General features: G+C 72.0%; 21 protein-coding genes. 13 read left to right on the forward strand and 8 right to left on the reverse strand.

Going from position 1 to position 23,705, the window contains the following annotated elements; genetic code table 11:
* Genes BHS09_RS35820 through BHS09_RS35840 form a run of 5 tightly spaced genes read right to left on the reverse strand, consistent with a single transcriptional unit; the run spans position 1 to position 7,777 of the window.
* Complete coding sequence (locus tag BHS09_RS35820) at positions 1–2,367, reverse strand: HEAT repeat domain-containing protein (RefSeq protein ID WP_140800301.1); 2,367 nt, start codon at positions 2,365–2,367, stop codon at positions 1–3.
* Positions 2,364–4,916 carry a methyl-accepting chemotaxis protein gene (locus tag BHS09_RS35825; protein ID WP_140800302.1) on the reverse strand — a complete coding sequence of 851 codons (2,553 nt, stop codon included), beginning with the start codon at positions 4,914–4,916 and terminating at the stop codon, positions 2,364–2,366. The genes BHS09_RS35820 and BHS09_RS35825 overlap by 4 nt, the downstream gene beginning before the upstream one ends.
* A complete protein-coding gene (locus BHS09_RS35830) occupies positions 4,897–5,343 on the reverse strand; it encodes a chemotaxis protein CheW (protein WP_011556884.1) in 447 nt (148 codons plus the stop codon). The genes BHS09_RS35825 and BHS09_RS35830 overlap by 20 nt, the downstream gene beginning before the upstream one ends.
* Positions 5,340–7,403, reverse strand: a complete 2,064-nt coding sequence (locus BHS09_RS35835) for a chemotaxis protein CheA (protein WP_140800303.1) — start codon at positions 7,401–7,403, stop codon at positions 5,340–5,342. The genes BHS09_RS35830 and BHS09_RS35835 overlap by 4 nt, the downstream gene beginning before the upstream one ends.
* Positions 7,400–7,777: a response regulator gene (locus BHS09_RS35840; protein WP_140795843.1), complete on the reverse strand. Its 378-nt coding sequence runs from the start codon at positions 7,775–7,777 to the stop codon at positions 7,400–7,402. Before BHS09_RS35840 ends, BHS09_RS35835 begins: the two co-directional genes overlap by 4 nt.
* 316 nt (positions 7,778–8,093) lie before the next feature.
* Between BHS09_RS35840 and BHS09_RS35845 the strand changes: the two genes are divergently transcribed.
* Positions 8,094–9,527, forward strand: a complete 1,434-nt coding sequence (locus BHS09_RS35845) for a di-heme oxidoreductase family protein (RefSeq protein WP_257792128.1) — start codon at positions 8,094–8,096, stop codon at positions 9,525–9,527.
* A 17-nt stretch (positions 9,528–9,544) separates the two neighbouring features.
* On the opposite strand, the gene BHS09_RS35850 is transcribed toward BHS09_RS35845, so the two are convergent.
* Positions 9,545–11,512, reverse strand: a complete 1,968-nt coding sequence (locus BHS09_RS35850) for an ATP-binding protein (RefSeq protein WP_237080037.1) — start codon at positions 11,510–11,512, stop codon at positions 9,545–9,547.
* 584 nt (positions 11,513–12,096) lie between these two features.
* Here BHS09_RS35850 and BHS09_RS35855 point away from each other — a divergent pair.
* From BHS09_RS35855 to BHS09_RS35870, 4 genes are all read left to right on the forward strand, one after another.
* A complete protein-coding gene (locus tag BHS09_RS35855; RefSeq protein WP_140795846.1) occupies positions 12,097–12,546 on the forward strand; it encodes a Fur family transcriptional regulator in 450 nt (149 codons plus the stop codon).
* A gap of 198 nt (positions 12,547–12,744) precedes the next feature.
* On the forward strand, positions 12,745–13,125 hold the full coding sequence (locus BHS09_RS35860; protein ID WP_174258992.1) for a response regulator: 381 nt from the start codon (positions 12,745–12,747) through the stop codon (positions 13,123–13,125).
* A gap of 133 nt (positions 13,126–13,258) precedes the next feature.
* Positions 13,259–13,792 carry a hypothetical protein gene (locus tag BHS09_RS35865; RefSeq protein WP_140795848.1) on the forward strand — a complete coding sequence of 178 codons (534 nt, stop codon included), beginning with the start codon at positions 13,259–13,261 and terminating at the stop codon, positions 13,790–13,792.
* A complete protein-coding gene (locus tag BHS09_RS35870) occupies positions 13,749–15,518 on the forward strand; it encodes a hypothetical protein (protein WP_140795849.1) in 1,770 nt (589 codons plus the stop codon). Before BHS09_RS35865 ends, BHS09_RS35870 begins: the two co-directional genes overlap by 44 nt.
* Positions 15,519–15,576: 58 nt before the next feature.
* Here BHS09_RS35870 and BHS09_RS35875 read toward each other — a convergent pair whose 3' ends face one another.
* Complete coding sequence (locus BHS09_RS35875; protein ID WP_140796729.1) at positions 15,577–16,737, reverse strand: sensor histidine kinase; 1,161 nt, start codon at positions 16,735–16,737, stop codon at positions 15,577–15,579.
* Between the two features lie 352 nt (positions 16,738–17,089).
* Here BHS09_RS35875 and BHS09_RS35880 point away from each other — a divergent pair, with 352 nt between their 5' ends.
* From BHS09_RS35880 to BHS09_RS35895, 4 genes are read left to right on the forward strand one after another with little or no spacing between them, the layout of a single operon-like run.
* The gene (locus tag BHS09_RS35880) at positions 17,090–17,992 is read left to right on the forward strand and encodes a metallophosphoesterase (protein WP_140795850.1); all 903 of its coding nucleotides are present in this window, start codon (positions 17,090–17,092) and stop codon (positions 17,990–17,992) included.
* Positions 17,993–18,043: 51 nt separating this feature from the next.
* The gene (locus BHS09_RS35885) at positions 18,044–18,697 is read left to right on the forward strand and encodes a Mov34/MPN/PAD-1 family protein (protein ID WP_140800306.1); all 654 of its coding nucleotides are present in this window, start codon (positions 18,044–18,046) and stop codon (positions 18,695–18,697) included.
* 14 nt (positions 18,698–18,711) lie between these two features.
* Positions 18,712–19,131, forward strand: coding sequence for a hypothetical protein (locus BHS09_RS35890; RefSeq protein WP_140796730.1), 420 nt, complete (start codon positions 18,712–18,714; stop codon positions 19,129–19,131).
* A 52-nt stretch (positions 19,132–19,183) separates the two neighbouring features.
* The gene (locus BHS09_RS35895) at positions 19,184–19,492 is read left to right on the forward strand and encodes a hypothetical protein (protein WP_237077792.1); all 309 of its coding nucleotides are present in this window, start codon (positions 19,184–19,186) and stop codon (positions 19,490–19,492) included.
* A gap of 3 nt (positions 19,493–19,495) precedes the next feature.
* Here BHS09_RS35895 and BHS09_RS35900 read toward each other — a convergent pair whose 3' ends face one another.
* Complete coding sequence (locus BHS09_RS35900) at positions 19,496–19,933, reverse strand: DoxX family protein (RefSeq protein WP_140800307.1); 438 nt, start codon at positions 19,931–19,933, stop codon at positions 19,496–19,498.
* 199 nt (positions 19,934–20,132) lie between these two features.
* Between BHS09_RS35900 and BHS09_RS35905 the strand changes: the two genes are divergently transcribed.
* The 4 genes from BHS09_RS35905 to BHS09_RS35920 are packed head-to-tail and all read left to right on the forward strand — an operon-like array spanning position 20,133 to position 23,694.
* Complete coding sequence (locus BHS09_RS35905; RefSeq protein ID WP_174260617.1) at positions 20,133–21,056, forward strand: transporter; 924 nt, start codon at positions 20,133–20,135, stop codon at positions 21,054–21,056.
* Between the two features lie 3 nt (positions 21,057–21,059).
* Positions 21,060–21,827, forward strand: coding sequence for a hypothetical protein (locus BHS09_RS35910; RefSeq protein WP_140800309.1), 768 nt, complete (start codon positions 21,060–21,062; stop codon positions 21,825–21,827).
* Entirely contained in the window at positions 21,824–23,134 is a 1,311-nt protein-coding gene (locus BHS09_RS35915) for an ATP-binding protein (protein ID WP_140800310.1), read from the forward strand. Before BHS09_RS35910 ends, BHS09_RS35915 begins: the two co-directional genes overlap by 4 nt.
* The gene (locus BHS09_RS35920; RefSeq protein WP_140800311.1) at positions 23,131–23,694 is read left to right on the forward strand and encodes a response regulator transcription factor; all 564 of its coding nucleotides are present in this window, start codon (positions 23,131–23,133) and stop codon (positions 23,692–23,694) included. The genes BHS09_RS35915 and BHS09_RS35920 overlap by 4 nt, the downstream gene beginning before the upstream one ends.
* Positions 23,695–23,705 lie beyond the last annotated feature (11 nt).

Genomic DNA, 23,705 nt, shown 5'->3' on the forward strand with positions numbered 1-23,705 from the left:
TCAGCGGCTCAGCACCAGCCGGCAGGCCCGCCGGACCTCGGGGTCCTCGTCCTGATTGGAGGCGCGCTCCAGCGCCTCGCGTGCCTCCAACGTCCCCAATGCCGCCACCGCGGGCACCGCGGCGCGGCGGCCCGCCGGACTGGCGGACACCAGGAGCTGCATCAGCGCGGCGCGCGCGTCCGCCCGCCGCATCCGGGCCAGTGCCGCCACCAGCAGCGGCGCGGTGACTTCGTCCGCCGCCTCCAGCGCGGCCAGCAGTCCCGGCAGCCGTCCCTCCAGGGGCAGCGCCAAGGCGCTCACCACCCGTTCGCGCAGCGTCATGTCCCCCAGCAGGGACACCAGGGCCTGCGTGGCCGGGACACCGGGGCGCGTGGCGATGAAGCCCACCGCGGCGCTGCGCACGCTGTCGTCGCCGTCACCCGCGGCATGCAGCAGCGCGGGCAGCGTCTCCGGCGCCTCGTATTCGGCCACCGCGGACAGCGCGACGAGCCGCGTGGCCGCGTCCTCCGACTTCGCCGCCTCCAGCAGCACGGGTAGCGCGTCCGGCCGCCGGCCCACGCCCAGCCCCAGCAGGGCGGCGCGCCGCACATCCGCGTCCGCGCTGGCCGCCGCGCGCTGGAGCGCCGACATCGCGCTCTCCGTGTGCATGTGCGCCAGCGCGTCCACCACCGCCACGCGCACCTGGCCCGCGGCGTCGTCCGCCAGCGCGACGATGGCGTCCGCGGCGGCCTCCTCGTTCAGCTTCCCCAGCGCCTGGCACGCGTAGTAGCGCACCCAGGGGTCGCGGTCGTTGAGGCCCCGCAGCAGCGTGGAGGTGATGCGCGCCTCCTTCTCCGTCTGCCCCAGCGCGCGCATGGCCGCCGCGCGCGTGCGCTCCGACTCGTGATTGGCGGCCGTCAGCAGCGCGTCCACCGCGCGCGGGTCCTCGATGAAGGGCAGGCCGTAGATGGCCGCGTCGCGCAGGCGCTCATCCGGGTCCCGCATGGCCTGGAGCAGCACTTCCAGTCCCTTGGAATAGCCGAAGTAGGAGATGATGCGCAGCGCCGCGCGGCGCAGGCGCACGTCGGAGGAGCGGGCCGCATGCAACGCCAGCTTCTCCGTGGTGTCGCTGCCCAGGGACTGGATGGCCCCCACCGCGGCCTGCACCACGCGCAGGTCCTCGTCCACCAACCGCTCGAACAGGGCCGGCACCGCGGCCGGGCTGCCAATGCGGGACAACGTGTCCGCCGCCAGGGCGCGCACCGACGCGTCCCGGTCCTCCAGGCACGACATGACGTCCGGCACCGCCGCGGCCCTGCGGCCCACCAGCGGTAACAGCACGCGGCGCCGGGCGCTGTCGCCCTCGCGCAGCGCCTGGAGAATCTGGGTGTCCGCGTCCGCGCCCAGCTCCGACAGCGCGCCGGCCGCCGCGCGCGCCACCGACGGGTCCGGCCCGTCCAGGAGCTTCAGCAGCCCGAATGCGGCGTCCTGCCCCCCCACCCAGCCCAGCAGGCGTGAGAGGGCCGTCTTCTCCGTCGTGTCCGCGCTCGAGACACACTGCGACAGCCGCCGTCCCAGCACCGCCGACTCCGGCCCCCGCATCGCGGTGTACACGGTGCGCGAGCCGCCGAAGCGCTGCACCTGGGCCTCGTGGATGTCCACCAGCGCCACCGCCGCCGCGCGCACCGACGCGTCATTGCCCTTGCGCAGCAGCCCCACCAGCGAGGGCACCGCGGCCTCCTGACCGGTGCGCCCCAGCGCGCGCGCCGCCTCCAGGGTGTAGAAGGGGTCGGGCAGCAGGCCCAGCAGCGCGGGCACCACGACGGGGTCTCCACACCGGCCCAGCACGTCGATGGCGGGGAAGATGCGAAAGAAGTTCCCGCTGCCCAGCGCCGCCAGCAGCGCGTCCACCGCCGCGCCGCCGCCCACGCGGCCCAGCGCCTCGATGGCCGCCACCGCCACGTTGTCGTCCGGGTGAACGGTGAGCCGGGACAAGAGCGGCACCGAGCGCCGGCTGCGGCGCCGGCCCAGCACCTGGGCGATGTCACAGACGATGGCGGGGTTGGCGTCTTCCCCCAGCGCCTCCAGCGCGCCCTCGACATCACCGGTGGAGGCCACCAACGCCTCCACGGCGGCCGCCAGTCGCGCCTCACTGTCGCGGCGGTGGACCAGCACGTCGCGCAGCGGCGCCACCGCGGGCGTCCCCAGCTTCGCCAGCGCGCCCACCACGGCGCGCCGCACCGCCCAGCTCTGGGCATCCAGCCCGCCCACCAGCAGCGCCAGGCTGGCGGTGCCGCGCCGGGAGAGCTGCTCCACCTCGTCCACCTGGGAGCGGTCCTCCGCCGACAGCGTCAGCGGGTGCACCGACGTCGAGGATGCGGCCGTCATGCCCGCTGCTCCCGCGGCGAGGCCGCCGCGGCCTCCGGGCTTTCCTTCACGCCCCCCAGCGCGCCTCGCAGCCGCGAAAGGCTCTCCGACTGCGCGCCTTGCAGCCGCGTGAGGTGGGCCAGCCGGCCCGCCACCTCCTGCACCTCCTTGGCGGTGGTGGCCGTCGCGCGCGCCTGCTGCGCGGTGGCGGTGGTGATGTCCCGCGCCCGGAGGCGAATCTCCTCCACGCTCTTGGCCAGGCCCTCCATCACCGCCGTCGCCTCCGCGCTGGCGCGTGCCACCACGGCCACGCCCGTGGCCTGGCGGCTGGCGGAGGCCGTGAGCGCACCGAGCGCCTCGGTCTGCTCGTCCAGCGCGCGCGACGTCTGCCGCGCCACGCGCCGCACCTCGTCCGCCTCCCGCACCAGCCCGCTGAGCGCCTTCGACTGCTCCTCGGCGGCCCGCGTCACCGACGCGGCCAGCTTCGCCACCTGGCGGCTGGCCGTCTCACTCTGCTTGAGGGCGCGGGCCTGCTCCGTCATGCCGCGCGCGGACTGGGCCACCTGCTTGCGCGTCTCCTCCATGGCCCGCGTCACCTCCTGGGCGGCCGTGGCCTGCTCGGCCAGCCCCACCAGGGTGCGCTGGGTGGCCGCCGCCGCCTCCTGCGCCAACGTGCCCACGCCCGCCACGTCCCGGCTCTGGGTAGTCACCGCCACGCTCACGCCCTGGACGAGTTGGCGCATCTGGGATGTGCCCTTGGCCAGGTCGGCCGCCGCCAGCGCCTGCTCCTGCACGGCGCGCGACACCTTCTGTGCCGCCTCCGCGAGCTGACCGTTGGAGCGCACCACGTCGCGCAGCGCGCGCGCCTGCTCGGAGGTGGCCTGCATCGTCTGCCGCGCCATGCGCCGCATCTCCGCGCCGCCCTGCGCCAGCGACTGGGACGCCTGCGCCTGCTCCGCCGCGGACGTGGCGATGGCCCGCCCCTGCTCGCTCACCTTCGCGGTGCCCTGGACCAGCGCCTGCGTGGCCTGCACCTGCTCGCTGGAGGCGCGCGACACCTCGCGCACGTTGTTCCCCAGGTCCTCCACCCCCTTGAGGATGGTGGACAGCGCGCGCTCTGCGTCCCCAGCCAGCGCCGCGCCCTCGTCCGCCGCCCGCACGCCTTCGCCCGAAGCGGTGGCCGCCTCGCGCGCCGTCGTCTGCAGGCCCCGGACGATTTTCGCCACGTCCGCGCTGGCCGCCGCCGCGCGGTCCGCCAGCGCGCGAATCTCCTCCGCCACCACCGCGAAGCCCCGGCCGTGCTCACCGGCGCGCGCCGCCTCGATGCTGGCGTTGAGGGACAAGAGATTCGTGCGGTCCGCGATGAGGTTGATGGTCTGCACGATGTCGCCAATCTCCTCGGCGCGCCGCCCCATCTCCTTCATCACCCCGGCTGACCCGACAATGGAGTCGCGGATGCGGCCGAAGCCGGCGATGGAGCGCGTCACCGTGGCGCCACCCTCCCGCGCGGTGGTCCCCACGCGCTCGGCGGTGGTGCGCGCCTCCTCCATCATCTGCGCCACCCGCCGCGTGGACGACTCCAGCTGCGCGGAGGCGGTGGCGCTGCCAGCCGCCAGGGTGTTGATTTGCTCGGAGGCCCTCGCCACCGTCTGCGCGGAGCGGGCGAGCTGCTCGATGGTGGCCGCGTTGGCCTCCACCGTCGCCGCGTTCTTCTCCGCCGTGGCGGCCACCTCCTCCACGCTGGCGGCCACCTCCTCCACGGTGGACGCGGTGGTGGCGGAGTGGGCCTCCAGCGCCCGGGCGTTCTCCGCCACGCCCTTCACGCTGCGCGCCAGCTCCTCCACCGTGGCCGCCGTATCCTCCACGCTGGAGGCCATGGACGTGGCGTCCCGGGACGACTCGCCCAGGGAGCGGACCATTCCCGTCACCGCCTGCGTCACCTGCGCCACGCGCTCGCCCACGCCCTGCGAATCCGTGGACAGCCGGGCAATGCCCTTGGCCATCTCCTCGGCGGTGGCGGCCACCTGTTCGGTCGCGGCGGCGCTGGACTGGTTGCGCGCCACCAGGTCCGCCACGGTGGCGTTCATCTCCGTCATGGAGGCCAGCAGCTCCTCGCTGGAGGCGGCCAGCTCCTCCGCGTTGGCGCTCACGCCCTTCACCGAGCGCGACACCTCCTCCAGCGCCCCCGCCGTGGTGTCCGCCGAGGCCGCCAGGTGCGCGGCGTCCTTGCGCACGCCCGCCACGGAGGCGTTCACCTCCTGGAGGGTGCCCGCGGTGGCCTCGGCCTCCTGCACCTGGGCCCGCGCGGATTCGCTCACCGTGCGCTGCGAGCGCACCAGCTCATGAACGGACTGCCCCGTCTCCTCCACATGCGCGGCCACCGATTCGATGGCGGCGCGCACCTGCTCGGAGGCCGCGGCCTGCTCGTTGCCGCCGGCCGCCAGCCTCGTCGCCAGTCCCTCCACCGCCTGCACCAGCCCCGCGCTCTCCTGGACACTGCGCACCGCGTCCTCGGCCAGGGCACGGGCCTCATCCAGCGCCACCCCTGCGTTACCGCTGTCCGTCGCCATCCAACGTCTCCTCCCCGATGACCCGAGGGAAATCGATGAGCATCACCAGGCGCGGGCCCACCTGGGCCACGGCCTTCACGAAACCGCGCGCTCCCTCCACGACCAGCGGAGGGGGCGGCTTGAGCTGCTGGGGGTCCAGCTTCAGCACCTCGCGGGCGCTGTCCACCACGAGCCCCACGACCCGGCTGCCGAGCTGCGCCACCACCACCCGGGAGTCGAGCGTGCGCTCCACGGGCGGCAGGCCGAAGCGCAGGCGGGCGTCCACCACCGGGATGACGCGCCCGCGCACCTGCACCAACCCGGCGACGTGCGGCGCGGCGCCCGGTACGGGCGTGGCCCCCGTGAAGGACTCCATCTGGAGCACGTCCGCCGCGGGCAGCACGTACTCGGCTCCGTCTACCTTGAACACGACATGCAGCACGCTCATACGAGGCGCCCCTCTTCCCGGACGGAAGCCCTGCGCCGGTGCGGCGCGCCGCCACCCCGCGCCAGCCCGAGCGCGGCCAGGTCCAACACCAGCGTGGGCCGCCCATCCCCCAGGTCCGTGGCGCCCGCCACGCCGGGCACGCGCACCAAAGGGTCCTCCAGCGGACGCAGGACGATTTCCTGCTGCCCCACCAACCGGTCCACGCCGAACGCGACGAGCTCACCGCGCTGACGCACGAGGAGCGCCTTGGCCACCGAGCCTCCGCGGCCGTCCGCTTCCCCGCGCCCCAGCAGCCGGGCCAGCCCCATCAGCGGCACCGAGTTCCCCCGGCGCTCCAGCAGGGCCACGCCCCCCGCGCCCGCGGGCCACACCAGCCGCGCGGCGTCCACCTCGATGAGCTCCTCCACGGAGCCCACCGCCACGGCGTAGCGAAGCCCGGCGCACTCGAAGACGAGCGCGTCCAGCAGCGTAATCGTAAGCGGCACGCGGAGCCGGAAGGTGGTGCCGGCGCCGGGCCGCGTCTCCATCCCCAGCTCGCCGCCCAGCTGGTCCACGATGATGCGGTGGACGATGTCCATGCCCATGCCCCGCCCGCTGGTCGCGTTGGCGGCATCCCGGGTGGAGAAGCCGGGCCGACAGAGCACCTCCAGCAGCGCTTCCGGCGTCGGAGGCACGGGCACGCCCGCGCGCGCGGCCACCGCCCGCGCATCCACGCCGCACCCGTCATCCGCCACGGTGAGGTCCAGCAGCCCACCCGCCCGGCCGTGGCTGGCCACGCGCACCACGCCTTCCTCCGGCTTGCCCGCGGCGCGGCGCGCTTCCGGCGACTCCAGCGCATGGTCCACCGCGTTGCGCACCAGATGCACCAGCGCGGGCAGCAGTCGATCCGCCACGGCCTTGTCCAGCTCCGCGTCCCCCACGTCCAGCTCCAGCCGCACCGACTTGCCCGTGCTGCGGCGCAGGCCGCGCACCAGCAGCGGCAGCCGCTCCAGCACGTCCCCCACCCGCACCATGCGCAGGCGGAGGATGGCCGTGCGCATGTCGCGAAGCTGGCGTGCGTTCTCCTGGAGGATGGCCTGCAGCTCGCGCGTGGGCGCGCCGGCCGCCGTCAGCGCCGCCACCGCGCGGGTCAGCCGCGAACGGTTGACCACGAGCGCCGCCAGCCGCTCCAGCGCATCGTCCAGGCGCGACACGTCCACCCGCAGGGAGCCGCCGCCACGCCGCGCTTCCTCGGGCTCCTCGTCCGCCTGCGCCGACTCGGGCAAGGGCGCCAGGGCGGGTGCCCGCGGGGCCACGGCGGCCAGCGGGCGCACCGACGCGGGAGGTCCCCCCGCGGCCTCCAGCAGCGCGGCGTCAGAGGCCTCGGTGAGCAGCAACAGCACGAAGGTGAGCGCCCCACCGCCCACGGCGGGCCCCGACAGGGGCAGCACCTTCACCGTCTCGCCCAGCGGGGCCACGCGCTCGCGCACGCTGTTGATGGTGATGCCGTTGGCGGCGCGGTCCGCGCCGGGGATGAAGTCCAGCCGCATCGCGCGGCGGCCATCGGTGGCGCCCGTGGTGAGCTGCTCCCGCTCCGCCGCGGAGAGCCGGGAGGCCACGGCCTCCTCCAGCGCCAGCGCGGCGGGCGCGGCCTTCGCGGCGCTCCCACCCGGAGCGTCTTCGGCATCCAGCGCCTCCAGCCGAGACAGCAGGCCCGGTGGCACCGGCGCGGCCTGCTTGCCCGCGGCGAGCTGGCGGACGCGCTGCTCGATTTCGCGCAGCCCCTCCATCAGCGGCTCCACGCTGGCCTCGGGCAGGCGGCCCCCCGCCCGGTCGGCGTGGCGCAGGCACGTCTCCATCCAATGGGCGATGTCGACGATGGGCTCCACATCCACCATGGCCGACAGGCCCTTGATGGTGTGCACGGCGCGGAAGAGTTCGCGCACGGCGCGCGGGTGCGGCAGCCCTCGCCGGATGCTGGCCTCCATGGCCAGCAACTGGCGGTGCCCCGTCCCCAGCAACTCCTCCGCCTCCGCCAGATAGGCGGGAAGGAAGTCCGCGAGGTCCACGGACGCGCTCAAGCGCGCCTCCCCTCCAGCAGCCCACGCACCTCCGACAGGATGGCGTCCGGCGTGAAGGGCTTCGTCATGAAGCGGCTGGCCCCCGCCGCCAGCGCCCGCGTCCGCGAGGCCTCGTCCCCGCGCGTGGTGACGATGATGATGGGCAGCTCGCGCAGCCGGTCCTGCCCACGCACGAACTCCACCACCTCGATGCCGCCGATGTCCGGCATGTTCAGGTCCAGCACCAGCAAGTCATACGGCTGGAGCGACAGCCGCTCGATGGCCTCCAAGCCACTGGAAGCATGCGTGAAGCTGAGGCCCGGATAGGGCCGCAGGCACGCGACCACCATGTCGCGCATCACCTTGCTGTCATCAACGACGAGCACATCTGCCATGGCGTCCCCTGGAAACGGCCACCGAACCTAGAGCGATTCCGCGAAGTTGAAAGACATGGCCGGACATGGGGCCGTTGCAGCGCACACTGGCAGACAGTCCACACCAGCGACGGGCCTCGCCTGGGACCCCTGGTGTCAGCCCCAACGCGCTCGCGGTGCGGACGCCGCCGGCCTGGGCGCCCTCACCCGAGCAATGCGAATGCCCGGAAGTCCGGGACACGGGCGAGCGCCCCCTTGCGCACCGTGCCTTCCGGGGGTATCAGGTCACCCGGTTTTGATTTTGACAAACAATTTCATTTTCCGACACCTGGGATGGGTGCTGTGCACGCTGAGCACGCTCGCGTGTGGAGGGGGCTCCGGGAACGCTCTCCCGCCGCCACCACCTCCACCTCCCGAGGAGCCGCCACCTCCGCCACCACCGCCGCCCCCGTATGAATCGGTGGAGGACGGCGAGGACCGGCCCGGGGGAGACACCAGCGTGGCCACGTCGGGAACCCTGTCCTTCACGCGGCCCGCGGCCAACCTGCCCCTGGCGCGGCGCGCGGAGTTCTTCGTGGGCGAGGCCGTCTTCCAGGCCGACTGGTTCCGCGCGCCCCACGCGCAGGTGGAGCGCGACGGACTGGGGCCCCTCTTCCACTCCGTCTCCTGCCTGGCCTGCCACCTGGGCAACGGCCGCGGCCGGCCGCCCGCGGAGGGCGAGGTGGCGGACACGTTGCTGGTGCGGCTGTCCGTGCCCGGCGTGGATACCCACGGTGGTCCGCTGCCCGAGCCGACGTATGGCGACCAGCTCCAACCCAAGGGCATCTCCGGCGTGCCCGCGGAAGGACAGGTGCGCATCCGGTGGACGGAAGTCCCCGGCGCCTACGAGGACGGAACGCCGTACACGCTGCTCGAGCCGGAGCTGCTGCTGGTGGACCTGGCCCATGGCCCGCTGGCCCCGGACACGCGCACGTCCGCGCGGGTGGCGCAGCCCATGATGGGGCTGGGCCTGCTGGCCGCCGTCTCTGAAGACACCTGGCTGGCGTGGGCGGACCCGGAGGACGCGGACGGCGACGGCATCTCCGGCCGGCCCAACCGCGTGTGGAGCCCGCGCGAGGGACGCGCGGTGCTGGGCCGCTTCGGCTGGAAGGCCAATCAACCGGACCTGGAGCACCAGAACGCGGCGGCCTTCCTGGGGGACCTGGGCCTGACGACGTCGCTCTTCCCCGTGGAGAACTGTGGCCCCGCCCAGCTCGAGTGCCAGGCGGCGCCCACCGGCGGACAGCCCGAGGTGAGCGAGCGGCAGCGACGGGCCTTGGACTTCTACTCACACACGCTGGCGGTGCCCGTGCGCGAGCGCGTGGACGCGCCCGAGGTCCTCCAGGGCAAGGCGCTCTTCCACCGCGTGGGCTGCGCGCGCTGCCACCGGCCGTCCGTCACCACCGGCACGTTGGAGGGCTACCCGGAGCTGTCGGCCCAGCGCATCTGGCCCTATACGGACGGGCTCCTGCACGACCTGGGGGAGGGGCTGTCGGACGGGCGCGAGGACTTCCTCGCCACCGGCCGTGAGTGGCGGACGCCGCCCTTGTGGGGCCTGGGCCGCACGCGCGAGGCCAGCGGCCACACCCGCCTGCTGCATGACGGACGGGCGCGCTCGCCCGCGGAGGCCATCCTCTGGCATGGCGGAGAGGCGGCCTCCTCACGCGAGGCGTTCCGCCGGTTGTCGCCAGAGGAGCGGGACGCGCTCATCACCTTCCTGGACTCACTCTAGTCAGCCGAGGGACGCCGTCAGCCCCTCACCGCGGGCGGGCCCTCGCGCGGCAGGCGGACGCGGAACGTGGCGCCCTCTCCGGGGGTGCTGTCCACGGACACGCCGCCCCCGTGCGCCTCCACGATGCGGCGCAGCCGGTACAGGCCCAGGCCCAGCCCGCCGTAGTGACGCACCGGCACGGCGCGCTCGAAGCGGCGGAAGAGACTCTCCAGCCGCGCGGGCGCGATGCCGATGCCATGGTCCTTCACCATCAGCGTCGCCACGTCCCGCCCGGACTCCAGCGCCACCTCCACCGGCTTGCCCGGCCCGAACTTCATCGCGTTGGACAACAGGTGCGTCATCACCTGGGACAGGCGCGCCGCGTCCCACCGTCCCGGCGTGGGCTCCAGCGGGCTGAGCACCAGCAGACAGCCCGCGCGCGCCGCCGCATCCTCCGAACGTGACACCGCCTCGCGCACCACCAGCGCCAGGTCCACGTCCTCCAGGTGCAGCCGGGGCGCGGCGCCCTGGAGCTGCGACACGTCCAGCAGCGACTCCACCAGGTCCGACAGGCGCTGCACCTGCCGGTCCGCCGAATCCAGCGCGCGCTCCAGCCGCTCCGTCCCGCTGCTCAGGCCCGCGCGCAGCACGCCCTGGGCGCCCTGCACGCGCAGCCGCAACGCCGCCAGCGGGGTACGCAGCTCGTGGGCCGCCACGCTGAGGAAGTCGTCGCGCGCGCGCACCGCCTCCTGCGTCTCGCGGTAGAGGCGCAGCTGCTCCGTCACGTCGCCAATGATGCCGGCCATCCGCACCGGGCGGCCCTGCGCGTCGCGCAGCGCCCGGCCGCGGCTCACGCACGAGCGCCAGGTGCCGGTGACGTGCCGCAGCCGCAGGGACACGTCATAGGGCGTGCCCCGCTCCAGGTGCGCGGACAGCGCGGCCATGACGTCCGGCCGGTCCTCCGGGTGAATCAGCTCCAGGAAGGCGGAGAACGTCCCGCCGAAGTCCCCCGGCCCCAGGCCCAGCATGTCCAGCAGCGGCGGGCTCCAGTAGAAGGCCTGGCCGCGCAAATCCCAGTCCCAGATGCCGTCGTAGGAGCCGCTCACCACCAGGCGGTAGCGCGCCTCGCTCTCCCGGGCGGTGCGCTCCGCCTGCTCCAGCAGCCCCACCCGCCGCTCCAACTGGCGCACCATCCGGTACAGGTGGTCCTCGGTGCTCAGGTCCGCGGGCGGCGACGTGTGGGAAGGTCCGCCGGCGCGCAGCTCACGCAGCAGCGCGCCCACCAGTTCGTCGCCCTCCTGCGTCCTGCGCACGAAGCCGTTGGCCCCCACGTTGTGGGCCATGCGCAAGTCCAGCTCGTCGGGCGCGATGGTGTGCGTGAGGATGACGGGCACCCGGGCCAGCCGCGGGTCCTGCCGGAACCCCAGGCACAGCTTGAAGCCGTCCATGCCCGGCATCAGCGCGTCCGCTAGCACCACGTCCGGACCGCGGCGCCGCGCCAGGTCCAACGCCGTGGCGCCATCCGCCGCCAGCACCACGTCGAAACGAAAGGGCGCCAGGTGCAGCTGCGCCAGCTTGCGGGAGACCGGGTCGTCGTCCGCCACCAGCACGCGGGGCCGCCGTGCCTCCGGCCCTCCGCCCGCCTCCACCGGGAAGGCCTGCCGCGCCCCTTCCACCAGCGCCCCCAGCGACAGGGGCCGGCTCAGGTAGCGCTCCACCGGCAGGTCGAGCGGGCGCAGGGCCTCCCGCTCTGCGGGGAAGGCGCTGATTTGCAACAGGGCGCCCGCCAACGACAGTGCGTGCCGCAGTGACTCCAGGTGCGTCCCATCCGATACCAGCAGGCCGGCCGCCGCCACCACCACCTGCACCGACTGCGTCTGCAGCAGCGTCAGCGCGCCCGGAACGTCCGCGGAAACCCAGACTCGCCAGCCCTGACTTTCCAGGGCAAGCACCTGGAGTTCCCTGGAGGCACCGGGGTCTTCGATGAGCAGGAGGGAGGGCGTCATCACGACGAATCGAAGGCGGGCGGGCGGCCAGGGTGTTCAGACACCCCAGATGAAGGAAAGAGTCGCAGTCTGGGCACCGGACGCAGCGAGTCAAGCAGTCCGGCGGCAAGTGTTCTCCGGTGCAAATGACCGCCAGTCGGTCGCCGGCCCTCGACCTCCCCTCCGGAAACGCACTTGCGTGGCGGATGCATCCACGGCGGCAGCGGTATCTCGTCAACAATCGCATCCGGGCAGGCAGGGGCCACCTGTGGCCAGCCCGCCCCCCCCGAGGTCTTCCTCAGTGACATGCCGCGCGGCTTCCGGAAATCCAGCGTCCCGCACCACCCCCGCCGTCGGGTGACGCCGGACACGCCAGCCACCAGGCACCGGTGGGGGACCTTGGACTCACGGTTCACCCGATCACGGCGGCAACGACGATTCTTCTGCATCCAGATTGCATTGGAAGCAGATACAACCGTGCACCGGGAGCACGCGCGGGAGTCGGGGGAGACCCGCTGGGATGCATGACGCGGAGCGTGAGGACTCAACGCTCCAGGTCTCAGCCGGGTGAAAGTGGCCGTCAAATCGGTTATCGAAAGGGCATCATGGGAGCAAAGAGAAGTGCCGTGCAGCCGAAGCTCACTGAGTTCCAGGACCGGATTCGTTCCGCGGGCCTGCGCAGCACCGCGCCCCGCGTGGCGGTGTTGCGGGAGCTGGAGGACGCCACGTCCCCGATGAGCCACGCCGACCTGGTGGACGCGCTGGGTGACGAGGGCTACGACCGGGTGACCATCTACCGCAACCTGACGGACCTCACCGAGGCCGGGCTCGTGGTGCGGGCGGACCTGGGCGACCACGTCTGGCGCTTCGAACTGAAGCGCGCGGGCGAGGAGCACGGCGGCAGCCACCCGCACTTCACCTGCACCGACTGCGGCACCGTGGCCTGCCTCCCGGAGGAGTCGGTCCGCATCGCGTCCTCGAAGGGCGTGCCCCGCGCGGTGTCCCAGCGCTCGGTGGAAGTGCAGCTTCGCGGTCTCTGCGACGGCTGCAACTGAGTGACGGGGCCACCGCGGCCCCAGGAGCGCGCACCGCGCCCCGCCCCGGGAAGATGATCGGAGAGCGGCCTGGCATGCGTCGGGGGTTGAGCATTTGCCCGCCCCCAGGCCTGCCACGCGCTTCCGCCTTCAGGGAGGCGGACACATCGTGGGGACGGCGTCGCGGGGGAGACTGCCCCGCCTTCGCCGGAGGCTTTGGTGCAACCGCTTCAGACACTGCTGGTCGTCGATGACGACCTCGACATCCGTGACGCGCTCCAGGACGTATTCGAGTTGGAAGGCTACGCCGTCCTGCTCGCGGCGGATGGCCTGGAGGCGCTTACACAGCTCCGCCAGGTCGAATCCATGCCGGACCTCATCCTGCTCGACCTGATGATGCCGCGCATGGACGGCTTCGCCTTCCGTGAGGCGCTGCGTCACGACACGAGCTTCAACCGCATCCCCGTGCTGGTGGCCAGCGCGGACCTGGACGTGAAGGGCGCGGCGGAAGGCCTGGGCGTCGCCGGCTGGCTGCGCAAGCCGCTGGACCTGCGCGAGTTGCTCAACGCGGTGAAGCGGCTCAGTCAGCTGCCCAACTGAGCGTGGGCGCCTGCCCGGCTGCCCTGCGGCCAGGGGCGCCCCTGGGGCACTCGGCCTGGATTGGCGAGAGCAGGAAGCGGCCCCACCCTTGCTCCCAGCAGTCGGTCCAACCGAACTGAACCCAGGGAGAGGGATGATGAAGAAGCTCATCGCCGCAGTCGCATTGTGCGTGGGAAGCGCCGCGTTCGCGCAGCAGCAGCCGTCGCAGACGCAGGTACCCCGCCCCGGTACGGAGAAGAGCACCGGCGTGGACGCCACCGAAGTGGGGCCCGCCATCGGCAAGGCCGCCAAGGACGTGACGGGCGTCCAGACGGAGGATGAAGGCACCTTCAAGATGGACAAGGCCATGAGCCTGCAAGGCACCCTCAAGGATGCCACCGCGGACGGCGTGAGCCTGTCCCGCCCGGGCCTGCCCGACGCGGACCTGGACGTGCGCGACAAGACGGTGCTGATGCTGGACGGCAAGAAGGTCGCCAAGACGGATGAGATTCCGGAAGGCGCCTCGGTGCGCGCGAAGTTCCAACTGGAGGGCGATGAGGTCGTCGCGCTGGAGCTGCGCGCCACCAGCCCCAAGGGCGCCAAGAAGAAGCAGCCGGGCACCGGCGGCGCGGGCACGCAGCCACATGAGTCCGTCGACAAGGAGCTCGACGGCACGCCGACGCGGTAGTCCTGGCGACACGCGCATCGTGCCTCGGAACGGGCCTGCTTCCACACCGGAGGCGGGCCCGTTCGTTTTTCGTCACCGCGAGGCCCTCTTCTTCTCCAGACAGGGAAACGTTTTGCCCACGCTGACCCTGTTTCCCGGGCGGCCAGGCGTCCAAGGCCCGGTATGCGAATTGCTGTGCGTCCCGCAGGAGGAGGAAGCGGTGAATCGACGACTGTGGGGCGGGTGTCTCGGAGCAGTGGTGATGACGGCATGGGCATGCGGTGGCTCGAACGAGCCCACGTCCCCCACGACGGACAGCGATATCGACAACATTCCACCGGTGGCGCGGCCAGAGCCCGACGCCGGCACGCAGCCGGATGCGGGGACGGAGCCGGACGCGGGCACGGAGCCCGACGGGGGCTCGGAGCCGGACGCGGGCAGCGGTCCTGTTGAAGGGCCGTGGCCGACGGACGCGGTGACGAACTACTCGTCCCGCTACAACATCTCCCGGGCGCAGGCGGTGGGCGTGGACGCCGCGCACAACATCTGGCTGCTGGATGGCGACCGGATTGGCGTGCTGCGCGCGGACACGCGGCAGGTCGTCTGGACGCGCTCGCCCATTGGCCAGGCCCAGGGCGGCTTCGGTCCGGACCGGGCGGCCACCGACTCCACCGTCATCTGTGGTGGCAGCGCGGGCCGCGCCTACGTGGGCTACGCGACGACGGACCTGCGCACGGACCCGGACTTCCCGGGCCTGCAGCCCAACTACATCGTCAGCCCCAACGAGTGCTACCAGCCCGACCCGACGCAGCCGTGCTTCCCGTACAGCCACCGCCGGCTCCAGTACTACAAGCAGGGTGACGTGGACGTGGTGCGCCTGGACGGCAGCGGGCAGATTGTCTTCGAGGAGCACCTGCACCAGTCGGTGCGCAACACGACGGACGCGAACGGCAATCCCCGCGTGCAGACCGGCCCGCGCCGGCTGGATGACGTGCACAACCTGGGCATCCGCAACAGCAACGACCACCACTTCGACGAGGACCGCAGCATCCTGAGCTGCGTGACGGTGATGCACGGCCGTGACGAGGGCGACGTCTACGTGGGCTCCAACCACGGCGTCACCCGCATCCGCGGCCTGGAGTACAACTCCCACCGGCACCCGGTGTGGCTCAACGAGAAGGGCAGCCAGATGGCGGGCTACACCTACGGGCTCGGCATCGCGCAGGACGGGGACGTCCTCATCGCCAACGAGTGGATGTTCGGCACCGTCACGCCGACGCCCCACCACGGCGACTGGGACAACATGGACAAGCGCGTCAACCTGATGAAGGTGGAGTCCTCCTACCTGCCCCAGCTCAACGGCATCAGTGAGTTCGACAGCTGGCGCGGCTTCCAGCAGACGACCGACGGCCGCTACTACCTGGGCAGCAAGGACCACGGCCTGTGGGAGATGACGATTACGTGGGCCTCCAATCAGGCCCAGACGGGCACCCGGCTGACCGGCGCCAACGCGGAGCAGAACGCCGCGCTCCAGAACATCAACGCGCTGGCGGCCACGGGTGACGGCTCGCTCTACGTCGGCACGGACCGCTCGGGCCTGTGGCGCCTCACGCCGCAGAAGACGCTGGAGAAGGTGGCGGACGTGAGCGGCTCCCGGGTGCGGCAGCTCATCTACGACCCGCGGGTGACGCCGGCGGCGCTGTACGTCCTCACCGACAGAGGCCTGACGGTCCTCCGCGGCAAATGAAGCACGGGGAAGCCCCCGGGGTGCCCCGCACGGGCGCCCCGGGGGGCGCGTCTTGAATCTACCGCGCGCCCGCGGCGGCCTTGGTGGGCACCGGGGGCCGCGTGGGCAGGCGGAGGATGAACGTGGAGCCTTTTCCCTGCGCGGAGCGCACGGTGATGCTGCCGCCCATGGCCTCCACGATTTGACGGGTGATGTAGAGACCCAGGCCCAGGCCGCCGTAGTGCCGCTCCGACACCGCGCGCTCGAACTTGCCGAACAGGCGCGCCATGCCGTCCTCGGAGATGCCGATGCCCTGGTCCTTCACGGCGAGCACCGCCGTGGGGCCCTCGCTGGCCAGCGACACCTCCACTGGCTGGCCTCCGCCGTACTTCACGGCGTTGGAGAGCAGGTTCACCAGCACCTGCTCCAGGCGCAGCGAATCCCATTCGCCCAGCAGCGGTCCGTCCACGTGCAGCGACAACGTGCTGCCGGCGCGGTTGAACTCCTCGGAGAAGGCCTCCGCCATCTGCCGCACCATCTGCGCCAGGTCCAGCTCCCGGGGCTCCAGCGACAGCCGGCCCGCGGCCAGCCGCGACACGTCCAGCAGCGTGTTGACCAGCCCGACCAGCCGCGACAACTGGCGGTCCAGCACGCGGGCCCTGGGCGCCAGCTCCGCGGGCGGCTCGTGGTTCGAGCCGCCCACCTGGCGCAGCAGCAACTGCAGGTGCAGGCGCAGGCTGGTGAGGGGCGTGCGCAGCTCGTGGGCCGCCACGCTGAGGAACTCATCCCGGGCGCGCACGGCCTCCTGCGTCTCGCGCAGGGCCTGCTCGCGCACCGAGCGCTCCCGGGCCGCGCCCGCGTCGCGCTGGGCCTCCACGCGGCGGCGCTCCGTCATGTCCTCCACGTAGATGCACGCGGCGACGATGGCGCCATCGCGGCGCACGGGGTGGTAGCTGGCGCGGTAGACGCGGGTGCGCTCGCCGTGGGCGCCCGACTCGCGGTGGATGATTTCCACGCCCTCCAGCGCCACGCCCGTCTCCAGCACGCGGCGGACGCGGCGCACCACGTCGGCCGCGGAGGGTTCGGCGCGCAGCACCTCCACCATGGACTGGCCCAGGTGGGCCTCGCGCGACACGCCATGCATGGCGGCCATGGCGTCGCTCACCTCGACGAAGCGCAGCTCGCGGTCGATGATGGCCATGCCCAGCGGCACCGTGGACATGAGCTCGGCCAGCTCCACCGGCCGCGAACCGCCGCCGGAAGGGGGCGCGGCGCTTCCTCCTCCTTCTGGCGTTGTCACGTCCGGCCCCGTGTCCTGGGCGGACCCGAGCCTGGGGGTCATCGTCCCCCCGGGTGTAGCAATCCCAACGGTCACCGTCGTCACTGCACGCCCCCCGGACGTCTGTCCAATGAGGGAAGGATGCCTGAGGACGCTTCGGAATCTTCCTGAAATCGCGCGGGTTTTCCCTGCACCCCGAGCGCCGGCCGCTGGCTGGGCAGGCGTGCGAGGGACACCTGCTTCAACCCACCTCGCCTGGCTCGCTACAATCGAGCCCCTACGCCGTCCCCGGCACCGAAAGGAACCGAACCGCATGCGCCTGAGACGTCTCGCCCGTCGTGACGCCCCCCTGGCAGCTCCGGCCAACAGTTTCCGGCGGAACGTGCAGGAGGACGGGCGCAATGCGCTGGTCGCGCGCAGCGGTGCCGACCCCTTCCGCACGGAGCGGCGCCTGCGTTGGCGGGACCACTTCTCCCTTTCGGAGAACGTGCTGATGGTCCAGCACATGCATGCCGAGCATGACGGCCTGCGCATCGCGCAGCTGTCGGACGTGCACGTGGGGCAGGCCACCTCGGCGCTGCGCATCCGCCGCGCGGTGGAGGCGGTCAACGAGGAGAAGCCGGACCTGGTGTTCCTCACCGGCGACTACGTCACGCACAGCCCCAAGCCGTTGCCGCGCGTGCGCGAGCTGCTGGCCGGCATCCAGGGCCCCGTCTACGTGGTGATGGGCAACCATGACCACTGGGTGAACGCGCCATACCTGCGCGAGTCCTTCGAACGGATGGGCTACACGGTGCTGCAGAATGAGCACCGGCAGGTGAACGTGAAGGGCGCGCCGGTGACGGTGCTGGGCATCGACGACGGGCTCACCGGCCGGGACGACGTGGAGGCCACCTTCCGGGGTGCGCCGGTGTCGGGCACGCGGCTGGTGCTGGCCCACACGCCGCCCACGGCGGAGAAGCTGCCGGCGCACGCGGGACTGGTGCAGTTCTCCGGGCACACGCACGGCGGCCAGTTCGTGGTGCGCGGCCTGACGGAGGCCCTCTTCCGCCGCGCGGGCCAGCCGTACATCCGCGGCCACTACCACGTGAATGGCAACCAGCTGTACGTGAACCGGGGCCTGGGCTTCGGCTTCGGAGGCCCCTACCTGCGCCGGGGCAGCGAGCCGGAGGTAGCCTTCTTCACGTTGCGACAGGCCGCCGTCAGCGCGGGGTAGCGCACGCCAGGCTGGCTTGCGAGCCCGCCGCGCATCTCCTAAGCAGGGAGCATGCACCCGAGGCTCTGGTGGCCTGCATCCCTGCTCCTCGTGTGCCTTGCTTGTGAAAGCGCTCCTCGCAAGGCACACGAGACGGAGAACTACGGCTTCATCAGCGACGACTCGGACTATGTCTGGGCGCGGGGGCCATGGTCTGGCGTCGAGCCATCCCGGGACGTGGATGAGGTCATCGACCGCCTGTGCCCCGCCATCATGAAGCTCCCGGGCGCGACCGACAGGAATTACGGACAGGAGTACTGCGGCCTCATCTACTCCCGAGGCGACGGCATCTACCGCGTCAGCCATCCCTCTCCCCTCGGCCGATGGCAACTGCGCAGGGAAGCGACGAAGAAGTCCTGCTTTCCCGTTCGCAAGGTCATCGACCCCGAGGCCCGGTCTCTCTCCATCCTCGCCGACTACCACAGTCATCCCTGGCACCCTTCGCCGCTATCCGAGCCGGACCGGCGCGCAGCCAATCAACTCTGGCTCATCAAGATTCAGTTCGATTCGGCGTGCCACATCCAGAAGCTGATCCCCCACCTGGATGATGTAGACAGGCCCGGCGAGGTCTACTCGCGTCGAGGGAAGCAGTGGGTCCGCATCGGGCTCATCAAGCCCGCAGACAAACCGTTCGGCTTCATCACCCCCGTCGGACGCGAGGACTGACAGGAGACATCATGATGCCAAAGTGGTTGCCCCTGATGTGCCTGTGCACGCTCCCGGCATGCGCCCTCTTCAAGAAGCCGCCTCGTCCTGTCCATGTGCCCGCGGAGGAAGCCTCAAGGTTCGAGTTCCCCGTTGGAATGCCGGAAGAGGGACGCGTCATCATCCGGCGCCCCCTGGCCCAGGCTGTCCAGCTCGCCATGGAGGACTACCTGCCATGGGACCTGAAGCTCCCGCCGGGCGACCGGCCCGGAGGGGAGTGCCTCTATCGGCGAGAGTCCTACGACGTGACAGCGGCTCCGTACGAAGGCGGAATCATCCTCGTGAGCATCTCGCTGGACCCCGACGCATGCGAGAGAAAGGGTGCCCCCTACGACATGGGAGCGCGGTATGCGATTGACTCGAAGACTTGGCGAATCCTTGCGGTCCAGCGCTGAGGATTCCCAACTCAGATGGTGCCGCACGGCCGGAGCAGGTAACATTCGCCGCATGCGCAAATCACTGCTCCGGTGTGCCGTGCTGCTCCTGCCGCTCGTGGGCTGCGTTCCGTCTCACTTCGACTACGTCAAGCTGCCGGAGGCGGGGAAATTCGCCCTCATCAACATCGACGGCCGGAACGCCTATCTCATCGACCCGCGCACGGAGAGCTGTTTCCTCATGACGGCGGGCTCGGACAACCACACGACCGTGCACGTCCCCTGCGACAAGCTGAAGCGGAACCTGCCCGAGGCCTCCGCCTTCATCACCTGGATTCCCGACAGCGCGGAGGCCCCGGCCGTCAGCGCCCCCACGCCCTGAGCCTCAAGACCGCAGCGGAACGCCCAGCCTCCCGCTCCCCAGCCCTTCCGCCTTCTTGCGCCGCAGGCTGAAGGGCCCGGACCCGAAGTAGACGATGAGCAGCGCGCCACCCGCCATGGAAAGGTTCTTCATGAAGTGGGTGAGCTGGTCCTGCGCCTGCACCGGGTCCGTCACCAGCCAGAACCTGTGGACCATGAAGGCGGCGGACAGCAGGAAGATGGCGATGGCCGCCGCGCCCAGGCGGGCGAACACGCCCAGCAGCACGGACAAGCCGCCCACCACCAGCGCCACGCCGGACCCCAGCACCGCCATGCGCGGCTCCGGCACCCCGGACGCCTGGGCCACGCCCGTCAGCGCCTCCAACTGGAAGAAGTGGTTCAGGCCGCTGGTGATGAAGATGGCCGAAAAGAGCAGCCGGCCAATCGGCGCTAGCACGCCCATGAATCCTCCCTGTCGTCCCTCCTCCCAGCCCCACAACGCTGGCAGGACGTCGCCATTCTCAACGTGGGCATCGATTCCTGCGTGACACCGGCCGCTCGCCTGCCTGCTCGCCCTTCGCCGCCAGCCCTCCCTGGCCATGGCACGCTGCGACAACACGCCACACGCGGGCCTCCAGGCCAGCACGTATGGTGCGCGGGCCGTGAAGAACGCCCTGACCGTCAGCCTCCTGTTGTCCAGCGCCCTGCTGCTCGTCCCCACTTCGAGCGCCTGGGCCTGCGCCACCTGCGCTTGTGGCGACCCCACGCTCATGTCCATGGGCACCGAGCAGCCGTTCTCCGGCCGCCTGCGCCTGTCTTCCACCGTCCGGGGATGGGGCCACACGGTCGGTGAGGAGGGAGTGGACGCCCTGCGCCTGCGCGAGGCGCGCATGGACCTGGCGGTGGCCTACGCGCCGCTCCCCTGGCTGTTCCTCTCCGCCACCCTGCCCCTGCAGGCCCGCGAGGTGCGGCACGTCAGCCTCGCCCGGGACCGCGGCTGGGGCATTGGCGACGTGGAGGTCGCCGCGAAGGTGTTCCTCTTCCAGGACAAGGCCTTCTCCGCGGACCACCTGTTCAGCGTGCTGGGCGGCGTGAAGCTCCCCACCGCGCCCGTGCTGCGCGGTCCGGGTGGCGCCCAGTTGGCCCTGGACAGTCAGCTGGGCAGCGGCTCGGTGGATCCACTGGCCGGCCTCGCCTATCAGCACTTCCGCGGCAACTGGTCCTTCCTGGCCAGCGCCACCGGCTTCCTCCCCACGCGCGGCATCCAGGGCTTCCGCGCGGGTGCCTCCCTCCGCACCACGCTCGCCGCGCAGTACCAGCCGTCTGCCCGCTGGGCCCTGCGCCTGGGCTTCGACAGCCGCCTGGAAGCGCCGGCCGACACGGAAGGCGAGCACCAGGGCCACACGGACAGCGAGCGCCATGAGCACACGGGCGGATTCATCGGCTACGCGTCTCCCGACGTGATCTTCAGCCCGGGCATGGACGTCGTCGTCGCGGCGGGCGTGCGCGTGCCCTTCATCAACCAACTGCGTGGCCGCGTCGTCCCCACGCCCATCGCGATGTTGTCCGTCGCCTACGACCTCTGAACCATGCGCTCCTTCCTCAAGCCCGTCACCGTGGGCGCCGCCGCGCTCCTGTCTCTCGCCGGCTGCGGCGGCACCAACGTCCAGGACGGCATGACGCTCGACCTCGCGCTCATCACCGCCCGGGCGCGGCCCATCTCGGGTGCGGCCGGCGCGCGCGAGCTCATGAACGACCAGGGCACCCGCGCCGTCCTCACCAGCGGCTTCGTCACGCTGGGCAGCGTGGAGCTGCTCCCCTGCGCGGAGGTCGGCTGGAAACGCTTCCTGCGTCAGCTGTCCCCCGTGGGCACGGCGTGGGCCCACCACACGGTGACCCACCCCACACGGCTGGACACCGCCCACGTCGTGAACCTGGGCGGCGAGGATGGAACGGTCATTCCGCTGGGCGCGCTGCACCCGCCGCCGGGCCGCTACTGCCACGCGCGCCTCAACTTCGAGCCCGCAGGCAACGACGCGCAAGGCCTGGCCGCCGCCGCCCAGGGCGACGCGCCGGTGGACATGGTCGGCCGCAGCCTGCACCTGCGTGGCACCCTGAGCACCGGACAGGACAGCGAGCCCCAGCCCTTCGAGGTGAGCTTCCAGACGCGTGCCTCGGTGGACGTGCTACTGGAGTGGGTGACGCTGTCGGAAGCCAATCCTCACACGCAGCTCGTCTTTGCGCTCTCGTGGGATACGTGGCTGGATGGCGTCAGCGCCGAGCAGCCGCCCGCCAACGTGGACCTGGTGGGCAACGTGGCCCGCTCGGTGGTGCCTCCCTCCTCCGTCGCACCATGACGCCTCCGCCCCAAGCCGCCCCGCCGCTCCCAGAGCCCGACTCCCGAGCCCGCATCAACCTGGAGTGGCTGCTGCGCTTGCGATGGGGCCTGCTGCTGGGCCAGACGCTCGTCATCGGCGTGGCCGCCTTCGGGTTGGAGCTGGCGCTGCCGGTGTCGGTGTTGTTCGCGCTGCTGGGCCTGGAGGCGCTGACCAACGTGTCGGCGCGGGCGTGGCTGGCGCGCGGCCTCCGGGTGACGGAGGGCACCCTTGGCAAGCTGATGCTGTGGGACACGCTGGTGCTCACCGGCTTGCTGGCCCTCAGCGGGGGCACGCACAACCCCTTCACCACGCTCTACCTGGTGAACGTGGCGCTGGGCACCGTGCTGCTGCCCTCGCGGTGGATGTGGGGTCTGCTCGGCTTCACGCTGACGGCCTTCGGCTCGCTGTTCGTGTTGCAGGACGTGGAGCTGCCAGCGGGCCTGTCGCGGCCGGACCACGCGGAGCTGATGCGGCTGCACATCAACGGCATGTGGGTGGCTTTCGCCGTGGCCGCGGGCTTCATCGTCTACTTCGTCCAGCGCGTCACGCGGGCACTCGGGGCGCGGGAGCAGGAGCTGGCGCAGGCGCGCGCGCTGCACGCGCGGCGGGAGAAGGTGGCCTCGCTGGCGACGCTGGCCGCGGGCGCCGCGCACGAGTTGTCCACGCCGCTGTCCACCATCGCCGTGGTGACCAAGGAGGTGGAGCGCGCGCTGGCCACCGCGGGCACCTCCGAGTCCGTTCGCGAGGACCTCCGCCTCATCCGCCAGCAGGTGGACCGCTGCCGCGACGTCCTGGTGCAGATGTCCGCGGACGCCGGGCAGACGACGGGTGAGCCCTTCCACCCCGTGCCCCTGAGCCGGCTGGTGGAGGACATGCTGGCGGAGCTTCCCGGCGCGGAGCGGGTGAATGTCGAACTGCCCACCGAGGCCCGCGACTGGCGCGTCCACGGCCCGCCCCGGGCACTGGCCCGGGTGCTGCGCGGGCTGGTGAAGAACGCGCTCCAGGCGTCCCAGGTGTCACGTCCCGTGGAGCTGCGCGTGCGAGCGCGCGGCGAAGGTGCCCTGCTGGAGGTGCGCGACGCGGGCACGGGGATGGCGGCGGACGTGTTGTCCCGGGCGGGCGAGCCCTTCTTCACCACCAAGCCACCGGGCGAAGGAATGGGCCTGGGGCTCTTCCTGGCGCGCACGCTGGTGGAGCAGCTAGGCGGCTCGCTGGAGCTGCGCTCGACGCCGGGCCGGGGCACCACGGCGAGCCTCTCGCTGCCGGTGACGGAGGGCGCGCCATGAGCATCGCGAGCGCGGGCACGGAGCAGCGTCCCAGCCTGTTGCTGGTGGATGACGATTCCACCCTGCGCGAGCGGCTGGCCCGCGCCTTCCGCGAGCGCGGCTGGGACGTCACCACCGCGGGGGACTACGACGAGGCCCTGGCCGCCGCGCGCCGCGACTCACCCGAGTACGCGGTGGTGGACCTGCGCATGCCGGGCCGCAGCGGCCTGGAGGTGGTGAGGGATTTGCTCGCGGTGGATGCCTCCACGCGCGTCGTCGTCCTCACGGGTTACGGAAGCATCGCCACCACGGTGGATGCCATCCGGCTGGGCGCGGTGAACTACCTTCCGAAGCCCGCGGACGCGGATGACCTGCTCGCGGCCTTCGCACGTGCGTCCGGCGAGCCCTCCGTCGCGACATCGGAGAGCTTCGAGGCCCCGTCCCTGGCGCGCGCCGAGTGGGAGCACATCAACCGCGTGCTGGCGGACTGCGGCGGCAACATCTCCGAGGCGGCGCGCAAGCTGGGCATCCACCGGCGCTCGCTCCAGCGCAAGCTACAGAAGTACCCGCCTTCCCGTTGAAGCGCTCACGC

The sequence above is a fragment of the Myxococcus xanthus genome (genome assembly GCF_006402735.1).
Classification (GTDB): Bacteria; Myxococcota; Myxococcia; order Myxococcales; family Myxococcaceae; genus Myxococcus; species Myxococcus xanthus_A.

Excerpts from the sequence above, each read along its gene's own strand:
- BHS09_RS35915 (WP_140800310.1), top strand. The coding sequence starts at position 21,824 with ATGACGCCTCCGCCCCAAGCCGCCCCGCCGCTCCCAGAGCCCGACTCC.
- BHS09_RS35910 (WP_140800309.1), top strand. The coding sequence starts at position 21,060 with ATGCGCTCCTTCCTCAAGCCCGTCACCGTGGGCGCCGCCGCGCTCCTG.
- BHS09_RS35880 (WP_140795850.1), top strand. The coding sequence starts at position 17,090 with ATGCGCCTGAGACGTCTCGCCCGTCGTGACGCCCCCCTGGCAGCTCCG.
- BHS09_RS35840 (WP_140795843.1), bottom strand. The coding sequence starts at position 7,777 with ATGGCAGATGTGCTCGTCGTTGATGACAGCAAGGTGATGCGCGACATG.
- BHS09_RS35870 (WP_140795849.1), top strand. The coding sequence starts at position 13,749 with ATGAGTCCGTCGACAAGGAGCTCGACGGCACGCCGACGCGGTAGTCCT.
- BHS09_RS35850 (WP_237080037.1), bottom strand. The coding sequence starts at position 11,512 with ATGACGCCCTCCCTCCTGCTCATCGAAGACCCCGGTGCCTCCAGGGAA.
- BHS09_RS35865 (WP_140795848.1), top strand. The coding sequence starts at position 13,259 with ATGATGAAGAAGCTCATCGCCGCAGTCGCATTGTGCGTGGGAAGCGCC.
- BHS09_RS35830 (WP_011556884.1), bottom strand. The coding sequence starts at position 5,343 with ATGAGCGTGCTGCATGTCGTGTTCAAGGTAGACGGAGCCGAGTACGTG.
- BHS09_RS35825 (WP_140800302.1), bottom strand. The coding sequence starts at position 4,916 with ATGGCGACGGACAGCGGTAACGCAGGGGTGGCGCTGGATGAGGCCCGT.
- BHS09_RS35895 (WP_237077792.1), top strand. The coding sequence starts at position 19,184 with ATGCGCAAATCACTGCTCCGGTGTGCCGTGCTGCTCCTGCCGCTCGTG.
- BHS09_RS35885 (WP_140800306.1), top strand. The coding sequence starts at position 18,044 with ATGCACCCGAGGCTCTGGTGGCCTGCATCCCTGCTCCTCGTGTGCCTT.
- BHS09_RS35900 (WP_140800307.1), bottom strand. The coding sequence starts at position 19,933 with ATGGGCGTGCTAGCGCCGATTGGCCGGCTGCTCTTTTCGGCCATCTTC.
- BHS09_RS35920 (WP_140800311.1), top strand. The coding sequence starts at position 23,131 with ATGAGCATCGCGAGCGCGGGCACGGAGCAGCGTCCCAGCCTGTTGCTG.
- BHS09_RS35890 (WP_140796730.1), top strand. The coding sequence starts at position 18,712 with ATGCCAAAGTGGTTGCCCCTGATGTGCCTGTGCACGCTCCCGGCATGC.
- BHS09_RS35820 (WP_140800301.1), bottom strand. The coding sequence starts at position 2,367 with ATGACGGCCGCATCCTCGACGTCGGTGCACCCGCTGACGCTGTCGGCG.
- BHS09_RS35855 (WP_140795846.1), top strand. The coding sequence starts at position 12,097 with ATGGGAGCAAAGAGAAGTGCCGTGCAGCCGAAGCTCACTGAGTTCCAG.